The sequence below is a fragment of the Pseudomonas sp. NPDC089741 genome (assembly GCF_044748825.1).
In the GTDB taxonomy this organism is placed as follows: domain Bacteria; phylum Pseudomonadota; class Gammaproteobacteria; order Pseudomonadales; family Pseudomonadaceae; genus Aquipseudomonas; species Aquipseudomonas helmanticensis.
In genome coordinates this window covers 149,769-169,191 of sequence record NZ_JBIVGT010000009.1, presented here as the reverse complement: position 1 = coordinate 169,191, position 19,423 = coordinate 149,769, and the positions used below count along the sequence as shown (strand labels likewise).

At 62.2% G+C, this 19,423-nt stretch carries 1 protein-coding gene; it reads right to left on the bottom strand.

Features of this window, described 5'->3' with window-relative positions; genetic code table 11:
• Nucleotides 1-72: 72 nt before the first annotated feature.
• On the bottom strand, nt 73-19,308 hold the full coding sequence (locus tag ACIPZE_RS12490; RefSeq protein WP_400773088.1) for an immunoglobulin-like domain-containing protein: 19,236 nt from the start codon (nt 19,306-19,308) through the stop codon (nt 73-75).
• Nucleotides 19,309-19,423 lie beyond the last annotated feature (115 nt).

The following is a 19,423-nucleotide window of genomic DNA, read 5'->3' as shown; positions in this document are numbered from 1 at the left end:
ACGCAATCGTCACCGGTCCGGACAGCACAAACGTGACGGCCGCCCCATGAGGGCGGCCGTTTTGTTCACGCATCAGCTGTTGTTGTGGTCGACCTTGATGGTCGGGTCGCTACCGGCAATCAGGTTGTGAATGTTGGCACTCGACCAGTTGTTGCCTTCCAGTTTGATCGTCACGTCCGGGGTTGCCGCAGCGGCGTCGGCCGAGTTGAACTTGCCCGCCGAGCTGACTTGCAGCGACGACGTGCCATCGACCGTGGTGATCTTCAGGAAGTTGTCGATGGTGCTGCCGGTCTCGCCCTGCAACAGATCGCGCAGATCGATGCGGTCACCTTCGCTGGCCTTGAAGTCCTTGATCACGTCGTTGCCGGTGTCGCCCGCCTTCCAGACGAAGGTGTCGGCGCCGGAACCACCGATCAGGATGTCGTTGCCCTGACCGCCGATCAGCGTGTCGTTACCGGTACCGCCGAGCAGGATGTCATTGCCTTTGCCGCCGTCGAGCAGATCGTTGCCGCCCGAGCCGAAGAGGATGTCATTGCCCGCGCCGCCGAGCAGCGTGTCATTACCGTCATGCGCGCCGGACACATCGAACGCCTGATAGTGCTCGGTAATGTACTGGTGCACGTTGCTGGTGGTGACTTTGCTGACGTCGACACCGGTCTGCTGCGCAACGAACGCCTGCATCGCCTGATAACCCTCGCCGGCGATGCCGTTGAAGCTGACCAGATCGCCGAACAGGATGTCGTTGCCGTCGCCACCGCTGACGGTGTCGTTACCCGGCAGCGTCGCTTCGGTGTGACCGATGATCGAGTTGGCCAGATCCTTCGGATCGATGTTGGTCTGCGGGGTTTTGTCCGAATCGTACGGTTTCAGATCGTTGAGGCTGACACCACTGTTGAGACCGATGGCTTCGACGTTCGACAGACCGCTGAGCAACGTGAAGCTGCTGGTCGAGTTGTCGGTGGTGGTCGAGGTGGTGCTGCTACCGCTGCCTGCCAGGCTCGACAGCTCGTAAGTGCCGTCGCCCTGAGCGTGAACGGTACCCAGACTGCTCCAGTTCCAGCTGCCGTTTTTATACGTCTGCAGAACAGCAGCACCGGCGGCACTGATGGTCAGGTAGTGCGTGTTGTCGATGTAAGTGGCGAACGTATCGCCCAGCTTGTAATTGCTGGTCGTCACCACGCTGTCGAACTTCACGCTGCCGTACAGCGTCGGGTTGGTCTGCTCGCCGCTCTGGTAGTAGGTCGGCTGGCCGTCGGTGATGAAGTACGTGAGGTTCTTCGCCCCAGTGTTCGCCACAGCGTCGGCGCTCTGGAACCAGTTGGCCGTGGTCTTGAACACGTCCTCGTAGTTGGTGCCGCCACCGGAACTCATCGAGTCGAGGACGGATTTGAGCAGGGTCAGCGCGTTCGGGTCGTTGAGATTCACCGACACCGACTTGTTGACCTGGGTATCGAAGTCCACCAGGAAGATGTTCACCGTGCCCGAGTTGCTGCCGCCCAAGCTCTGCTTGAGGGTGTTGAACACCGCTGTCAGCGAGTCCTTGGCCGAGTTGATCGAGGAACTGCTCATACTGCCGGAGCTGTCGACCATGAAGGCGATGTTGTAGTTGGTGCCCGGGACCACCGTCAGACCACCGATGTCGGCGACGATGATGTCGTTGCCATCGGTGCCAGTGACGGTGTCGTCAGCCGAGGTTGCCACGATCGCGTTGTAAACCGCCGGCACCACGCTGACCGGAATGGTCGCGGTGCTGCTCGCCGAACCGCCGACCTGCTCGGTGGAGGTCGAGGTCACAGTCAGGTTGAACTGGCCGTTGTAGTACGGCGGAGGCGTCACGGTCAGGCTGCCGAGGTTCCAGCCGGTGACGTTGGCATCGCCGCTGGTGGCGGTGACGGTGAAGCTATGGCCGGCGCCATCGCTGAGCACCGAACCGACCGGCGCGCCGCTGATCTTCACGCTCAGGGTTTCCGAACCGTCGGTGTCGGTCAGTGCGGTAGTGATCGCCGACAGCTTGACGGTGGTGCCTTCGGCGCCGGTGTTGAGTTTGTAGCCGTCGTAATAGCCTTCGCCATTGGTGCCGTGCAGATCGGAAACGGTCACGCCGGAGTTCACCAGATCCTGCACGCCGGTGTAGATCGGCACGCCAGTGCTGCTCAGGTCGATCGGCGTGCTGCCGTTGACCGACAGGTTGACGTCGTAGCTGCCCGGGCCGCTCTGGTTGTGGTGGTAGATGTCCAGGGTGTAGTAGCCGCTGGTGGTCGGGGTGAACGAACCGTTGAGGTTGCCGCCCGCGCCCCACGTGGTCGAGGCCACGCTCTTGCCGCCAATGGTCACCAGCAGGCTGTCATCGCCGACACCACTGAAAGTGTAGGTCTTGCCGGCTTCCAGATAGATCAGGCCGGAAGTCTTCGACGCGGTGCCGGCGGTCACGCTGCCGTCGGACTGCACGTTGTTGACGTTGGTGCTGGTGTTCGGTGTGCCCGCACCGTCGATGACGTTTTTCAGGGTGGTCGAATTCGCACCGCTGCCGTCGGTGCCAAGGCCCGACAGACCGGTCCAGACTTCCTTGATCAGCCCGGTGGACTTCACGCTGTTGTCGGCGACGCTGACGGTTGGCGCATCCGCGACTGGCGTGATGTCGATTTTCACCGTGCCGGTGTTGCCCAGCAGTTGGCCGTCGGTTGGCTGGAACTTGATCTGCGCGTAGTCCGCCTGATTGTTGCCCAGACCAGTGCCGCCGTAACCGTTCACACCCGATTCGTTGGTATCCGGCAGGAAGCGCAGCTTGCCAGCGTCGATATCGGCTTTGCTGAAGGTCTGGTTGTTGGCGACGTCTTTCCAGGTCGAACCGTCCAGATACTGCAGTTTGCCTTCGCCCGGCAGCTGGGTGATTTTCACCCCGAGGCTGCTCGCCGGGCTGTCGACATCCGTCACACCGAAGGTCGACCAGCCGAGGATCAGCGGCGTGTCTTCAGTGCCGGTGACGTTGACCGGTGCGGCGATCGGCGCATCGTTGATCGCCACCACGTTGACCGTGGTGGTCGCGGTGTTGGAGTAGTTGCCGCCATCGGTCACGGTGACGGTAATGATGCGCGGCACGGTGCTCGGGTCTTCACTGCTGTTGGTGAAGCTGATGTTCTTGATGGCCTGCATGTAGTCGGCCAGCGTCGCGTTGCCCGACAAGGTCAGGGTCACGGTGCCGTTGGTGCTGTTGGCATTGATGGTGATGCCGTTGACGCTGTTGCCCAGGTTCAGCGCATCGCCGTCCTGACGGTTGGTCAGCACTACGGTGGCGCCGGTCAGCATGGTGCTGTCCGGGTCGGTGATCTTGATATCGGTGTCGGCAATCGACACGCCCGCGCCCGGAGTGTTTTCGGTGAAAGTCACCTTGTAGTCGGCACCGGTGGCGCCGCTGGAGTTGTTGGCGTCGAGGTCGATGACCGGCGGTGCGTCGTTGTCGATGATCGAGGTGCTGACGCTGCCGTTGGTGGCGCTGACCGCGAGATTCTCAAAGTTGCCGCCGGTGGCCGAATCGATCTTGACCACGAAGTTCTCGGTGCCTTCGGTGATCTTGTCATCGATGGTGGCGACGTTGAACTGCGCACTGCTCGCACCTGCCGGGATCTTCACGGTGTACACACCGGTGAAGTCCGAACCGTCGGCGGCGGTGCCGCTGTAGACGATTTTCAGGGTCACTTCGGTTTGCGCCGGGTGGTTCAGGCTGACGGTGTAGCTGGCGGTCTGGCCTTCGGTCACCGAGGTGCTGCCGGTGATGCTGACAGTCGTGGTGTCGATGGTGTCGGTGACGTTGGTCACGGCTGGTGTGTTGCTGGTCACCAGGTTTTCGAAGCTGCCGCCCGTTGCGTTGCTGATCGTGGCTTGAACGGTGCCGGCGTCTTTGTAGACGTCGTCAGCCGGTGCCGCAACCGTGACGGTGCCGGTGGTTTTGCCGGCGTCGATGGTGATCACCGAGCCGTTGCTCAGGGTCACGGTCACTGGCGAGCCAGCGGCGTTGGTCAGGGTCGCGGTGTAGGTGATCTGGCCACCTTCGGCCACGGTGCCGGTCGCGGACAGCGTCAGGTTGGTGGTGTCGACGGTGTCGGTCACGGTAGTGCTGACCGGGGTTTTGTCGGCGACCAGGTTTTCGTAGTTACCGCCGCTGACATTGGTGATCGCGTTGGTCAGTGGTGCGTGGCCAGTCAGCGCATCGTTCGGTGCGATGCTAGTCACGGTGCCAGTGGTTTTGCCGATGTCGATGGTGATGGTTTGACCGTTCGACAGGGTCACGACAACCGGCGCGCCGGTCACAGCTGCACCGACTGTGGCGGTGTAGACGACGTTACCGCCTTCAGCTGCGGTGCCGGTTGCGGTCAGTTTCACCGTGGTGGTGTCGATCGTGTCGGTGACGCTGGTCACGGCAGGCGTTGTGCTGGTCACCAGGTTTTCGAAACTGCCACCGGTGGCGGTTTTAATCGTGGCTTGCACATTGCCGGCGTCTTTGTAGACGTCGTCGGCCGGAGCTGCAACGGTCACGGTGCCAGTGGTTTTGCCGGCGTCGATGGTGATTACCGCACCATTGCTCAACGTCACGGTCACTGGCGAGCCGGCGGCGTTGGTCAGGGTCGCGGTGTAGGTGATCTGGCCACCTTCGGCCACGGTGCCGGTCGCAGAGAGCGACAGGTTGGTAGTGTCGATGGTGTCGGTCACCGTGGTGCTGACCGGGGTCTTGTCGGCCACGAGGTTTTCGTAGTTGCCGCCCGTTACGTTGGTGATCGAGTTGGTCAGTGGTGCATGACCGGTCAATGCGTCATTTGGCGCGGTGGTGGTCACGGTGCCGGTGGTCTGGCCAACACCAATGGTGATGGTCTGACCGTTCGACAGTGTCACGACGACCGGCGAGCCAGTAACAGGCGCACCAACGGTGGCGGTGTAGACGACGTTACCGCCCTCTGCCGCTGTAGCCGTTGCCGTCAACTTCACGCTGGTGGTGTCGATGGTGTCGGTGACGCTGGTGATGGCCGGCGTCGTGCTCGGCACCAGGTTTTCGAAGTTGCCACCGGTGGCGGTGCTGATCGTTGCCTGCACAGGGCCGGCATCTTTGTAGACGTCGTCGGCTGGCGCTGCAACAGTCACGGTGCCGGTGGTTTTGCCGGCCTCGATGGTGATCACTGCGCCGTTCGACAAGGTCACGGTGACTGGCGAGCCAGCGGCGTTGGTCAATGTCGCGGTGTAGACGATCGAACCGCCCTCGGCCACGGTGCCTGTCGCGCTGAGCGTCAGATTAGTGGTGTCGATGGTATCGGTGACGGTGGTGCTGACCGGCGTCTTGTCGGCGACGAGATTCTCGTAGTTGCCGCCGCTGACGTTGGTGATGGCATTGGTCAACGGAGCGTGGCCAGTCAATGCGTCGTTTGGCGCCGTGGTGGTTGCGGTGCCGGTGGTCTGGCCAACACCGATGGTGATGGTCTGACCGTTCGACAGTGTCACGACAACCGGCGAGCCGGTCACCGGGGCACCGACAGTCGCTGTGTAGACGACGTTGCCGCCTTCAGCCGCCGTGCCTGTCGCGGTCAGTTTCACCGTCGTGGTATCGATGGTGTCGGTGACGCTGGTGATGGCTGGCGCAGTGCTGGTCACCAGGCTTTCGAAGCTGCCGCCGGTGGCGGTCTTGATTGTTGCTTGAACGTTGCCGGCGTCTTTGTAAACGTCGTCGGCTGGCGCTGCAACGGTCACGGTGCCGGTAGTTTTGCCCGCGTCGATGGTGATGACGGCACCGTTCGACAGGGTCACGGTGACTGGCGAGCCAGCAGCATTGGTCAGGGTCGCGGTGTAAACGATCGAACCGCCCTCGGCCACGGAACCGGTCGCGGTCAGCGACAGGTTGGTGGTGTCGACCGTGTCGGTCACATTGGTGCTGACCGGCGTTTTATCGGCAACCAGATTTTCGTAGTTGCCACCGGTCACGCCAGTGATCGAGTTGGTCAGCGGAGCATGACCCGTCAACACGTCGTTTGGCGCGGTGGTAGTGACCGTGCCGGTGGTTTTACCCACTTCGATGGTGATGTTCTGACCGTTCGACAGTGTCACGACGACCGGCGAACCGGTCACTGGCGCACCAACAGTCGCGGTGTAAGTGACGGTGCCACCCTCGGCTGCGGTGGTGGTCGCAGTGAGTTTGACAGTGGTGGTGTCGATGGTATCGGTGACGCTGGTCACGGCCGGAGTCGTGCTTGGCACCAGGTTCTCGAAGTTGCCGCCGGTGGCGGTCTTGATCGTTGCTTGAACGTTGCCCGCGTCTTTGTAGACGTCGTCAGCCGGGGCCGAGACGGTCACAGTGCCTGTGGTTTTGCCCGCGTCGATGGTGATGACGGCACCGTTCGACAGGGTCACGGTGACTGGCGAGCCAGCAGCATTGGTCAGGGTCGCGGTGTAAACGATCGAACCGCCCTCGGCCACGGAACCGGTCGCGGTCAGCGACAGGTTGGTGGTGTCGACCGTGTCGGTCACATTGGTGCTGACCGGAGTTTTGTCAGCCACGAGATTTTCGTAATTGCCGCCAGTGACACCCGTAATCGCGTTGCTGATCGGTGCATGACCGGTCAATGCATCGTTCGGCGCGATGGTGGTCACGGTGCCGGTGGTTTTGCCGACTTCGATGGTGATGTTCTGACCGTTGGCCAGGGTCACGACGACCGGCGAACCGGTCACCGGAGCGCCGACAGTCGCGGTGTAGGTGACGGTGCCACCTTCCGCTGCCGATTCAGTCGCTGTCAGTTTGACGGTGGTGGTGTCGATGGTGTCAGTGACTTGAGTGACAGCCGGAACAGTGCTCGGCACCAGGTTCTCGAAGTTGCCGCCAGTAGCAGTCGAAATGGTCGCTTCGACTTTGCCGGCGTCTTTGTAAACGTCATCGGCCGGAGCGGCGACGGTTACGGTGCCCGTGGTTTTACCGGCCTCGATGGTGATTACGGCGCCATTCGACAGGGTCACGGTGACTGGCGAGCCAGCGGCATTGGTCAGTGTCGCGGTGTAGGTGATCTGGCCACCTTCGGCCACGGAACCGGTCGCGGTCAGCGACAGGTTGGTGGTGTCGACGGTGTCGGTCACATTGGTGCTGACCGGGGTTTTGTCAGCCACGAGATTTTCGTAGTTGCCACCAGTGACACCAGTGATCGCGTTGCTGATCGGTGCATGACCGGTCAATGCGTCGTTCGGTGCGATGGTGGTCACGGTGCCGGTGGTTTTGCCGACTTCGATGGTGATGTTCTGACCGTTCGACAGTGTCACAACGACCGGTGAACCGGTCACTGGTGCGCCGACAGTCGCGGTGTAAGTGACGGTGCCACCTTCCGCTGCCGATTCAGTCGCTGTCAGTTTGACGGTGGTGGTGTCGATGGTGTCAGTGACTTGAGTGACAGCCGGAACAGTGCTCGGCACCAGGTTCTCGAAGTTGCCGCCAGTAGCAGTCGAAATGGTCGCTTCGACTTTGCCGGCGTCTTTGTAGACGTCGTCGGCAGGGGCTGCAACGGTCACGGTGCCGGTGGTTTTGCCAGCTTCGATGGTGATCACCGAGCCATTGCTCAGGGTCACAGTGACTGGCGAGCCAGCGGCGTTGGTCAGGGTCGCGGTGTAGGTGATCTGGCCACCTTCGGCGACGGTGCCAGTTGCCGACAGCGTCAGGTTGGTGGTGTCGACGGTATCAGTGACGCTGGTCGAAACCGGTGTCTTGTCGGCCACGAGGTTTTCGTAGTTGCCGCCAGTGACGCCGGTGATCGAGTTGGTCACAGGCGCGTGACCGGTCAACGCATCGTTTGGTGCGGTGAAGGTTGCGGTGCCGGTGGTTTTGCCGACTTCGATGGTGATGTTCTGACCGTTCGACAGTGTCACAACGACCGGTGAACCGGTCACTGGTGCGCCGACAGTCGCGGTGTAAGTGACGGTGCCACCTTCAGCAGCCGATTCGGTGGCGGTCAGTTTGACGGTGGTGGTGTCGATGGTGTCGGTGACGCTGGTGATGGCCGGCGTCGTGCTCGGCACCAGGTTTTCGAAGTTGCCACCGGTGGCGGTCTTGATTGTTGCTTGAACGTTGCCGGCGTCTTTGTAAACGTCGTCGGCTGGCGCTGCAACGGTCACGGTGCCTGTGGTTTTGCCGGCCTCGATGGTGATCACTGCGCCGTTCGACAAGGTCACGGTGACTGGCGAGCCAGCGGCGTTGGTCAATGTCGCGGTGTAGACGATCGAACCGCCCTCGGCCACAGAACCGGTCGCAGTCAGCGACAGATTGGTGGTGTCGACCGTGTCGGTCACATTGGTGCTGACCGGAGTTTTGTCAGCCACGAGATTTTCGTAGTTGCCACCAGTGACGCCAGTGATCGCGTTGCTGATCGGTGCATGACCGGTCAGTGCATCGTTCGGTGCGATGGTGGTCACGGTGCCGGTTGTTTTGCCGACTTCGATGGTGATGTTCTGACCGTTCGACAGTGTCACAACGACCGGTGAACCGGTGACTGGTGCGCCGACAGTCGCGGTGTAGGTGACCGTGCCACCTTCAGCCACCGAAGTGTCGGCGGTCAGTTTGACCGTCGAGGTGTCGATGGTGTCAGTGACGTCAGTGACCGCAGGCGTGGTGCTCGGAACGAGGTTCTCGAAGTTGCCGCCCGTGGCGTCCTTGATCGTCACTTCGACTTTGCCGGCGTCTTTGTAGACGTCGTCGGCAGGGGCTGCAACGGTCACGGTGCCGGTGGTTTTGCCAGCTTCGATGGTGATCACCGAGCCATTGCTCAGGGTCACAGTGACTGGCGAGCCAGCGGCGTTTGTCAGTGTCGCGGTGTAGATGATCGAACCGCCCTCGGCCACGGTACCGGTCGCGGTCAGCGACAGATTGGTGGTGTCGACGGTGTCGGTCACGTTGGTGCTGACCGGGGTTTTATCGGCGACGAGGTTTTCGTAGTTGCCACCAGTGACGCCAGTGATCGCGTTGCTGATCGGTGCATGACCGGTCAGTGCATCGTTCGGTGCGATAGTGGTCACGGTGCCGGTTGTTTTGCCGACTTCGATGGTGATGTGCTGACCGTTGGCCAAAGTCACGGTGACCGGCGAACCGGTGACTGGCGCGCCAACAGTCGCGGTGTAGGTGACCGTGCCGCCTTCAGCCACCGAAGTGTCGGCGGTCAGTTTGACCGTCGAGGTGTCGATGGTATCGGTAACGTCGGTGACCGCAGGCGTGGTGCTCGGAACGAGGTTCTCGAAGTTGCCGCCCGTGGCGTTCTTGATCGTCACTTCGACTTTGCCGGCGTCTTTGTAGACGTCGTCGGCAGGGGCTGCAACGGTCACGGTGCCGGTGGTTTTGCCAGCTTCGATGGTGATCACCGAGCCATTGCTCAGGGTCACAGTGACTGGCGAGCCAGCGGCGTTGGTCAGGGTCGCGGTGTAGGTGATCTGGCCACCTTCGGCGACGGTGCCAGTTGCCGACAGCGTCAGGTTGGTGGTGTCGACGGTATCAGTGACGCTGGTCGAAACCGGTGTCTTGTCGGCCACGAGGTTTTCGTAGTTGCCGCCAGTGACGCCGGTGATCGAGTTGGTCACAGGCGCGTGACCGGTCAACGCATCGTTTGGTGCGGTGAAGGTTACGGTGCCGGTGGTTTTGCCGACTTCGATGGTGATGTTCTGACCGTTGGCCAGGGTCACAGTGACCGGCGAACCGGTGACTGGAGCGCCAACAGTCGCGGTGTAGGTGACCGTGCCACCTTCAGCCACCGAAGTGTCGGCGGTCAGTTTGACCGTCGAAGTGTCGATGGTATCGGTGACCTGCGTGACCGCAGGAACTGTGCTCGGCACCAGGCTTTCGAAGTTGCCGCCGGTCGCGGTCGAAATCGTTGCCTGGACTTTACCCGCGTCCTTGTAGACGTCATCGGCTGGCGCTGGAACAGACACGGTGCCCGTGGTCTTGCCGGCTTCGATGGTGATCACCGCGCCGTTGCTCAACGTCACGGTGACTGGCGAGCCAGCGGCATTGGTCAGGGTCGCGGTGTAGATGATCGAGCCACCTTCGGCCACGGAACCGGTCGCGGTCAGCGACAGATTGGTGGTGTCGACGGTGTCGGTCACGTTGGTGCTGACCGGGGTTTTATCGGCCACGAGGTTTTCGTAGTTGCCGCCGCTGACGTCAGTGATGGCGTTGGTCAGTGGCGCATGCCCGGTCAACGCATCGTTCGGTGCAATGGTGGTCACGGTGCCGGTGGTTTTGCCGACTTCGATGGTGATGTTCTGGCCGTTGGCCAAAGTCACCACAACTGGCGAACCGGTCACCGGCGCGCCGACAGTTGCGGTGTAAGTGACGGTGCCGCCTTCAGCGGCAGACTCGGTGGCGGTCAGTTTGACCGTCGAGGTATCGATGGTGTCAGTGACGTCAGTGACCGCAGGTGTGGTGCTCGGAACGAGGTTCTCGAAATTGCCGCCCGTGGCGTCCTTGATGGTCACTTCGACTTTGCCGGCGTCCTTGTAGACGTCATCGGCTGGCGCCGCAACGGTCACGGTGCCGGTGGTCTTGCCCGCTTCGATAGTGATCACCGAGCCATTGCTCAGGATCACGGTCACCGGCGTGCCGGCCGGGTTGGTCAGTGTTGCGGTGTAAACGATCGAGCCACCTTCGGCCACGGAACCGGTCGCGGTCAGCGACAGATTGGTGGTATCGACGGTGTCGGTGACGTTGGTCGAAACCGGGGTCTTGTCCGCTACCAGGTTCTCGTAATTGCCGCCGCTGACGCCGGTAATCGCATTGCTGATCGGCGCATGGCCGGTCAACGCATCGTTCGGTGCAATGGTGGTCACGGTGCCGGTGGTTTTGCCGACTTCGATGGTGATGTTCTGGCCGTTGGCCAAAGTCACCACAACTGGCGAACCGGTCACTGGCGCGCCCACCGTCGCGGTGTAAGTAACGGTGCCGCCCTCAGCCGCCGACTCGGTCGCGGTGAGTTTGACGGTGGTGGTGTCGATGGTGTCGGTGACGTTGGTCACGGCTGGAACGGTGCTCGGCACCAGGTTCTCGAAATTGCCACCGGTAGCGGTTGCAATGGTCGCTTCGACTTTGCCGGCGTCCTTGTAGACGTCATCGGCTGGCGCAGCAACGGTCACGGTGCCGGTGGTCTTGCCGGCCTCGATGGTGATCACCGCGCCGTTCGACAGGGTCACGGTCACCGGCGTGCCGGCTGGGTTGGTCAGGGTCGCGGTGTAAACGATCGAACCGCCTTCAGCCACCGACTCGGTCGCGGTCAGGTTCAGGTTGGTAGTGTCAGTGGTGTCGGAAACCGCAGTGTCGGCGGACTTGCCGTCGACCGCGAGTTTTTCGTAGTTGCCGCCAGTGGCGCCATCGATGGTCACGCTCAGCGAACTGCCGCCCGCCAATGGGCTGTTCGGCGCAACGTAGTTCACCGTGCCGGTGGTTTCACCGACGGCGATGGTGATGGTCTGGCCGTTGGACAGGGTCACGACAACCGGCGCGCCGGTCACTGGCGCAGTGACGGTCGCGGTGTAGACCACGGTTTCGCCTTCGGCGACGTTGGCGGTGGCGGTCAGCGACACGGTGGAGGTGTCGATGGTGTCATTGACGGTAGTGACGGCCGGCGCTGTGTTGGTGACGAGGCTTTCGAAATCGCCACCGGTCGCGCCCTTGATGGTCGCTTCAACGGTGCCGGCGTCTTTGTAGACGTCGTCTTTCGGTGCGTCGATGGTCACGGTGCCGGTGGTTTTGCCCGCTTCGATGGTGATCACCGCGCCGTTGCTCAGGGTCACAGTGACTGGCGAGCCAGCAGCGTTGGTCAGCGTCGCGGTGTAGGTGATCTGGCCGCCTTCGTTCACCGAGCCGGTCGCGCTCAGCGACAGATTGGTGGTGTCGACGATATCGGTCACGGTGGTGCTGACCGGGGTTTTATCGGCGACGAGGTTCTCGTAGTTGCCACCGGTTACAGCAGTGATCGAGTTGGTCAGCGGTGCATGCCCGGTCAACGCATCGTTTGGCGCGCTGGTGGTCACGGTGCCGGTGGTTTTACCCACTTCGATGGTGATGTTCTGACCGTTGGCCAGGGTCACGACGACCGGCGAACCGGTGACTGGCGCGCCGACAGTCGCGGTGTAGGTGACGGTGCCACCTTCAGCGGCAGATTCGGTGGCGGTCAGTTTGACCGTCGAGGTGTCGATGGTGTCAGTGACGTCAGTGACCGCAGGCGTGGTGCTCGGAACGAGGTTCTCGAAGTTGCCGCCAGTCGTGTCCTTGATGGTCACTTCGACTTTACCGGCGTCCTTGTAGACGTCATCGGCTGGCGCCGCAACGGTCACGGTGCCGGTGGTCTTGCCGGCCTCGATGGTGATCACCGCGCCGTTCGACAGGGTCACGGTCACCGGCGTGCCAGCCGGGTTGGTCAGCGTTGCGGTGTAAACGATCGAACCGCCCTCGGCCACAGTGCCAGTCGCGGTCAGCGACAGGTTGGTGGTGTCGACGGTATCGGTGACGGTGGTCGAAACCGGCGTCTTGTCGGCCACGAGGTTTTCGTAGTTGCCACCGCTGACGCCGGTGATCGCATTGCTGATCGGCACATGGCCGGTCAACGCGTCGTTCGGTGCAGTGGTAGTCACGGTGCCGGTGGTTTTGCCGACTTCGATGGTGATGTTCTGGCCGTTGGCCAAAGTCACGACGACCGGCGCACCAGTGACCGGCGCGCCGACAGTGGCGGTATAGGTGACGGTGCCACCTTCGGCAGCCGACTCGGTAGCGGTCAACTTCACGGTGGTGGTGTCGATGGTGTCAGTGACTTCCGTTACGGCTGGAACGGTGCTTGGCACCAGGCTCTCGAAGTTACCGCCGGTAGCGTCCTTGATGGTCACTTCGACTTTACCGGCGTCCTTGTAGACGTCATCGGCTGGCGCCGCAACGGTCACGGTGCCGGTGGTCTTGCCCGCTTCAATGGTGATCACCGCGCCGTTCGACAGGGTCACGGTCACCGGCGTGCCGGCCGGATTGGTCAGGGTCGCGGTGTAGATGATCGAACCGCCCTCGGCGACCGAGTTGGTGGCGCTGAGGGACAGGTTGGTGGTGTCGACGGTATCGGTGACGCCGGTCGAAACCGGTGTCTTGTCGGCCACGAGGTTCTCGTAGTTGCCGCCGCTGACGCCAGTGATCGAGTTGCTCAGTGATGCCTGACCGTTCAGCGCGTCGTTGGGCGCGGTGGTGGTCACGGTGCCGGTGGTCTTGCCGACTTCGATGGTGATGCTCTGACCATTGGCCAAGGTCACGACGACTGGCGAGCCGGTGACCGGCGCGCCGACTGTAGCGGTGTAAGTAACGGTGCCGCCTTCAGCCACAGTAGTGTCGGCCGTCAGTTTGACGGTCGAGGTATCGATGGTGTCGGTAACGTTGGTGACCGCTGGCGTGGTGCTCGGAACGAGGTTCTCGAAATTGCCACCAGTGGCGTCTTTGATCGTGACTTCGACTTTGCCAGCGTCCTTGTAGACGTCATCGGCAGGCGCCGCAACGGTCACGGTGCCCGTGGTCTTGCCCGCTTCGATAGTGATGACCGAACCGTTGCTCAATGTCACGGTCACTGGCGTGCCAGCCGGGTTGGTCAGGGTTGCGGTGTAAACAATCGAACCGCCTTCAGCCACGGTGCCGGTCGCGGTCAGCGACAGGTTGGTGGTGTCGATGGTGTCGCTCACCGACGTCACGGCCGGGGTCTTGTCGGCCACGAGATTTTCGTAGTTGCCGCCGCTGGCGCCGTCGATTTTCACGCTCAGCGTGTTGCCGCCGGCCAATGCATCGTTTGGTGCGGTGAAGTTGACGCTGCCGCTGCTGGCGCCGACCGGGATGGTGATGGTCTGGCCGTTGGACAGGGTCACCACAACTGGCGCGCCGGTGACCGGCGCGGTCACGGACGCGGTGTAAACCACCACGCCGCCTTCAGTGGTGCTGGCGGTGGCCGTCAGCGAAACGGTGCTGTTGTCGATGGTGTCGGTAACGTCGGTAACGGCCGGGGTCTTGTCGACCACCAGGTTCTCGAAGTTGCCGCCCGTGGTCTTGGTGATGCTCGCATCGACCTTGCCGGCGTCCTTGTAGACGTCATCGGCCGGTGCTGCGACGGTCGCGGTGCCGGTGGTCGCGCCCTTGGCGATGTTGATTACTGCGCCATTGCTCAGGGTCACGCTCATGGCCGTGCCGGCCGGGTTGGTCAGCGTTGCGGTGTAGACGATCGAGCCGCCCTCGGCGACCGAACCGGTGGCGCTCAGGCTGATATTGGTGGTGTCGACCGTGTCGGTAACGGTGGTGACCACCGCCGAGCGGTTGGCATCGACCAGCTCGAAATTGCCGCCGCTGTGGCTGGCAATCGCAGTCTGTACCTTGCCGCCGTCGATGTACGGAGTATTCGCAGGCGCGGCGAAATTCACCGAGCCGCTGGTCGCACCGGCAGCGATGTTGATCACCGCGCCGTTGGCCAAGGTCACGGTCATGGCGGTGCCGGCCGGGTTGCTCAGGGTCGCGGTGTAGGTGATCTGGCCACCTTCGCTGACGGTGTCGCTGGCGCTGAGGGTCAGCGTGGTTTTGTCGACGGTGTCATTGACGGTGGTGCTGACCGGGGTCTTGCTGACATCAAGCTTCTCGAAGTTGCCGCCAGTGGCGTCGGTCATGGTCACGGTGAGCTTGCTGACATCTTTGTAAACGTCATCGCTCGGCGCGGCGATAGTCACCGAACCGCTGGTTTTGCCAGCCTCGATGGTGATGGTCTGGCCGTTGCTCAGGTTGACGGTCACCGGCGTTTGCGCGGCGTTGGTCAGGGTCGCGGTGTAAGTGATCGAGGTGCCTTCGAGCACATAGCTTTCAGCGCTGAGGGTCAGGTGCGTGGTGTTGATCGTGTCGGCGACGTTGGTCACCGCTGGTGTCGGATTGGCCACCAGATTTTCGAAATTGCCGCCGTCGGTGCCCTTGATGGTCACTTCGACTTTGCCGGCATCTTTGTAGACGTCATCGGCCGGTGCTGCGACGGTCACGGTGCCCGTGGTTTTACCGGCTTCGATGGTGATGACCGAGCCATTGCTCAGGGTCACGGTTACCGGAGTGCCGGCCGGGTTGGTCAGCGTCGCGGTGTAGACGATCGAACCGCCTTCGTTGACGTTGCCGGTGGCGGTCAGCGAAACGGTGGTGGTGTCGACGGTGTCGGTCACTGTGGTGCTGACCGGGGTTTTGTCGGCAACCAGATTTTCGTAGTTGCCGCCGCTGACGTTGGTGATCGAGTTGGTCAGCGGTGCATGGCCCGCGAGCACGTCGTTCGGTGCAGTGGTAGTGACGGTGCCGGTGGTTTTGCCGACTTCGATGGTGATGTTCTGGCCGTTGGCCAGGGTCACCACGACAGGCGAACCGGTGACTGGTGCGCCGACGGTCGCGGTGTAGGTGACGGTGCCGCCTTCAGCAGCGGTCTCGGTGGCGGTGAGTTTCACCGTCGAGGTGTCGATGGTGTCAGTGACGTCGGTCACCGCTGGAACGGTGCTTGGTACCAGGTTCTCGAAGTTGCCGCCGGTAGCGTCCTTGATGGTCACTTCGACTTTGCCGGCGTCTTTGTAGACGTCATCGGCAGGTGCTGCAACGGTGACGGTGCCGGCGGTTTTACCGGCTTCGATGGTGATCACTGCACCGTTCGAAAGGGTTACGGTCACTGGCGTGCCGGCCGGGTTGGTCAGGGTCGCGGTGTAAACGATCGAACCGCCTTCGGCCACGGAACCGGTGGCGCTCAGCGTCAGGTTGGTGGTGTCGGTTACGTCAGTCACGGTAGTGCTGACTGGCGTCTTTTCGGCGACGAGATTCTCGTAATTGCCGCCGGTCACGCCGGTGATCGAGTTGGTCAGCGGCGTATGGCCGTTCAGCGCATCGTTTGGCGCGGTAGTGGTCACGGTGCCGGTGGTTTTACCCACTTCGATGGTGATGTTCTGGCCATTAGCCAAAGTCACGACAACTGGCGAACCGGTGACCGGCGCACCCACGGTAGCGGTGTATGTAACGGTGCCACCTTCAGCGGCAGTCTCGGAGGCGGTCAGTTTGACCGTCGAGGTGTCGATGGTGTCAGTGACGTCGGTGACGGCTGGAACGGTGCTTGGCACCAGATTCTCGAAGTTACCGCCAGTGGCATCTTTAATGGTCACTTCGACTTTGCCGGCGTCTTTGTAGACGTCATCGGCCGGTGCAGCGACGGTCACGGTGCCGGTGGTTTTACCGGCCTCGATGGTGATCACCGAACCGTTCGACAGGGTCACCGTGACTGGCGAGCCAGCAGCGTTGGTCAGGGTCGCGGTGTAAGTGATCTGGCCACCTTCAGCCACGGTCCCTGTCGCGCTCAGCGTCAGATCGGTGGTGTCAGTGGTGTCGGTGACAGTGGTGCTGACCGGGGTTTTATCGGCAACGAGGTCTTCGTAGTTGCCGCCGCTCACGCCAGTGATCGCGTTGGTGATCGGCGCGTGGCCGGTCAACGCATCATTCGGTGCAGTGGTGGTCACAGTGCCGGTGGTTTTACCCACTTCGATGGTGATGTTCTGACCATTGGCCAAGGTCACGACGACAGGCGAACCGGTCACGGGAGCGCCAACTGTGGCGGTGTAGGTGACGGTGCCGCCTTCAGCTGCAGACTCAGTGGCGGTCAGTTTGACGGTGGTGGTGTCGACGGTATCGGTCACATCGGTGACGGCTGGAACGGTGCTCGGAACGAGATTCTCGAAGTTACCGCCAGTGGCGTCTTTGATGGTCACTTCGACTTTGCCGGCGTCCTTATAGACGTCATCGGCAGGTGCCGCAACGGTCACGGTGCCGCTGGTTTTGCCGGCTTCGATGGTGATCACCGAACCGTTCGACAGGGTTACGGTGACAGGCGAACCTGCGGCGTTGGTCAGGGTCGCGGTGTAAGTGATCTGACCGCCTTCAGCCACAGAACCGGTCGCGCTCAGCGACAGGTTAGTGTTGTCGGTGACGTCAGTCACGGTAGTCGATACCGGGGTTTTGTCGGCAACCAGATCTTCGTAATTACCGCCGGTAACGCCAGTGATCGAGTTGGTCAGCGGTGCATTGCCGGTCAACGCGTCGTTCGGCGCGGTGCTGGTGACGGTACCGGTGGTTTTGCCGACTTCGATGGTGATGCTCTGGCCGTTGGCCAATGTCACCACAACAGGCGAACCGGTCACCGGCGCGCCCACGGTGGCGGTGTAAGTGACCGTGCCGCCTTCAGCAACCGAGGTGTCAGCCGTCAGCTTCACGGTCGAGGTGTCGATGGTGTCAGTCACTTCGGTCACGGCCGGGACAGTGCTCGGTACCAGATTCTCGAAGTTGCCGCCCGTTGCATCCTTAATGGTGACTTCAACTTTGCCGGCGTCTTTGTAGACGTCATCGGCAGGCGCCGCAACGGTCACGCTGCCGGTGGTCTTGCCCGCATCGATGGTGATCACCGAGCCGTTGCTCAGGGTCACGGTTACCGGTGTGCCGGCAGGATTGGTCAGGGTTGCCGTGTAAACGATCGAACCACCTTCGGCCACGGTCCCGGTCGCTGTCAGCGACAGGTTGGTATCGTCGATCGAGTCGGTAATGGTCGTGGTCGCCGGCGTGGTGTTCGGCACCAGGTTTTCGAAGTTGCCGCCGCTGGTACCGGTAATCGTCGTGCTGACGGTGCTGCCATTGTTGTAGACGTCATTGGCCGCAGTCGGCACGTTGACCGAGCCCGTGGTTTTGCCGGCTTCAATGGTGATGGTCGAACCGTTCGACAGGGTGATCGTCACCGGCGTTTGCGCCGGGTTGGTCAGGGTCGCGGTGTACGTGATCTGGCCACCTTCGACGACCGTGCCGGTAGCGGTGAGGCTCACGCTGGTGGTGTCGATCGAATCGGTAACAGTGGTGGTCGCTGGCGTCGTGTTCGGTACCAGGTTCTCGAAGTTGCCACCGCTGGCGCCGGTAATCGTGGTGCTGACGGTTCCACCATTGTTGTAGACGTCGTTCGCTACGGTCGGCACGTTGACGCTGCCGCTGGTCTTGCCGGCTTCGATGGTGATGGTCGAACCGTTCGACAGGGTCACGGTCACCGGGGTTTGCGCCGGGTTGGTCAGCATCGCGGTGTAAGTGATCTGGCCACCCTCGACAACGCTGCCGGTGGCGGTCAGGGTCAGGTTGGTGGTGTCGATCGAGTCGGTGATGGTGGTCACCGCTGGCGTCGGGTTCGGCACCAGGTTTTCGAAGTTGCCGCCGCTGGTACCAGTGATGGTGGTGGTGACGGTGCTGCCGTTGTTATAGACGTCGTTGGCCGGGGTTGGCACGTTGACGGTGCCGGTGGTCTGGCCGGCGCCGATGGTAATGGTCGAGCCATTCGACAGGGTGACGGTCACCGGCGTCTGCGCCGGGTTGGTCAAGGTCGCGGTGTAAGTGATCTGCCCGCCTTCAGTGACACTCGGCCCTGCCGTCAAAGTGACAGTGGTGGTGTCGATGGTGTCGGTGACCTGCGTCGTCGCCGGAACGGTCGGAGGGGTCACGGTGATGCCGTTGCCGCCCGTGGTGCCGGTGACGGTCACGTTGATCTGGGTCGGGTCGTTATAAACAGTGTCGTTGGGTGCCAGCGGCACATTGACGGTGCCGGTGGTGGAACCGGCCGGAATCACGATCACCGCGCCGTTGGACAGGGTGATGGTCAGGTCGGTCAGCGGCGCCTGGGTCAGGGTCGCGGTATACACCAGCACGCCGCCGGCTTCGGTGATGGTCGGCGTGGCGCTGAGGCTCAGGGTCGACTCACGCAGGGCGTTGGTGGTGGTATCGGTGGTCTGCCCGCCGGTGATGTTTTGCGCGGCCTGACCGGCAGAGTTGATGCCTGCGGTCGGGAAGCCAATGGTCGGGTCGACGCGGCCAGCGGTGGCGTCGAGCATCACGAAGCTGTGGCCGCCACCGGCCGCGCCGCCAGTACCTGCGGCACTCGGGCCGGCAGCCGTGGCGTCAAGCGCGGTAGTCGGGTCGACACCGGCGGCGATGGCTTGCTGCAGTTCTGCTACAGACGGCGCAGCCTGCGCGGTGGCTTCAGCGAGGTCAGTGCTGGAGTCGGGCGCGTTGGCGCTCCACTGGGTTTCACGGCCCAGATCGAGGGTGCGGCCATCGGCCAATTCAAGCGACACGGCGCCGGAGAGGCCGGTGTCGATCTGGTCGCCGACAAACAGGCGATCGCCTTCAACGAGTACGCGGCGTACGCCCTCTGGGGACACCACGAATACCTGACCAACAATGCTTTTGACGATGGCAACAACACTGCTCATTGAAGACTCTCCGGGGTGTCACGTTCAGTTGACTTCCATGGACCTGAGGGCATGGGCGCCGATTCAGTCTGGACGTACTTTAAAAATTTGCGAAACAAGTTTGACGCATCTATTC

Bases quoted from the DNA above. Each gene is read 5' to 3' on its own strand.
- ACIPZE_RS12490 (WP_400773088.1), bottom strand. From the start codon at position 19,308: ATGAGCAGTGTTGTTGCCATCGTCAAAAGCATTGTTGGTCAGGTATTC.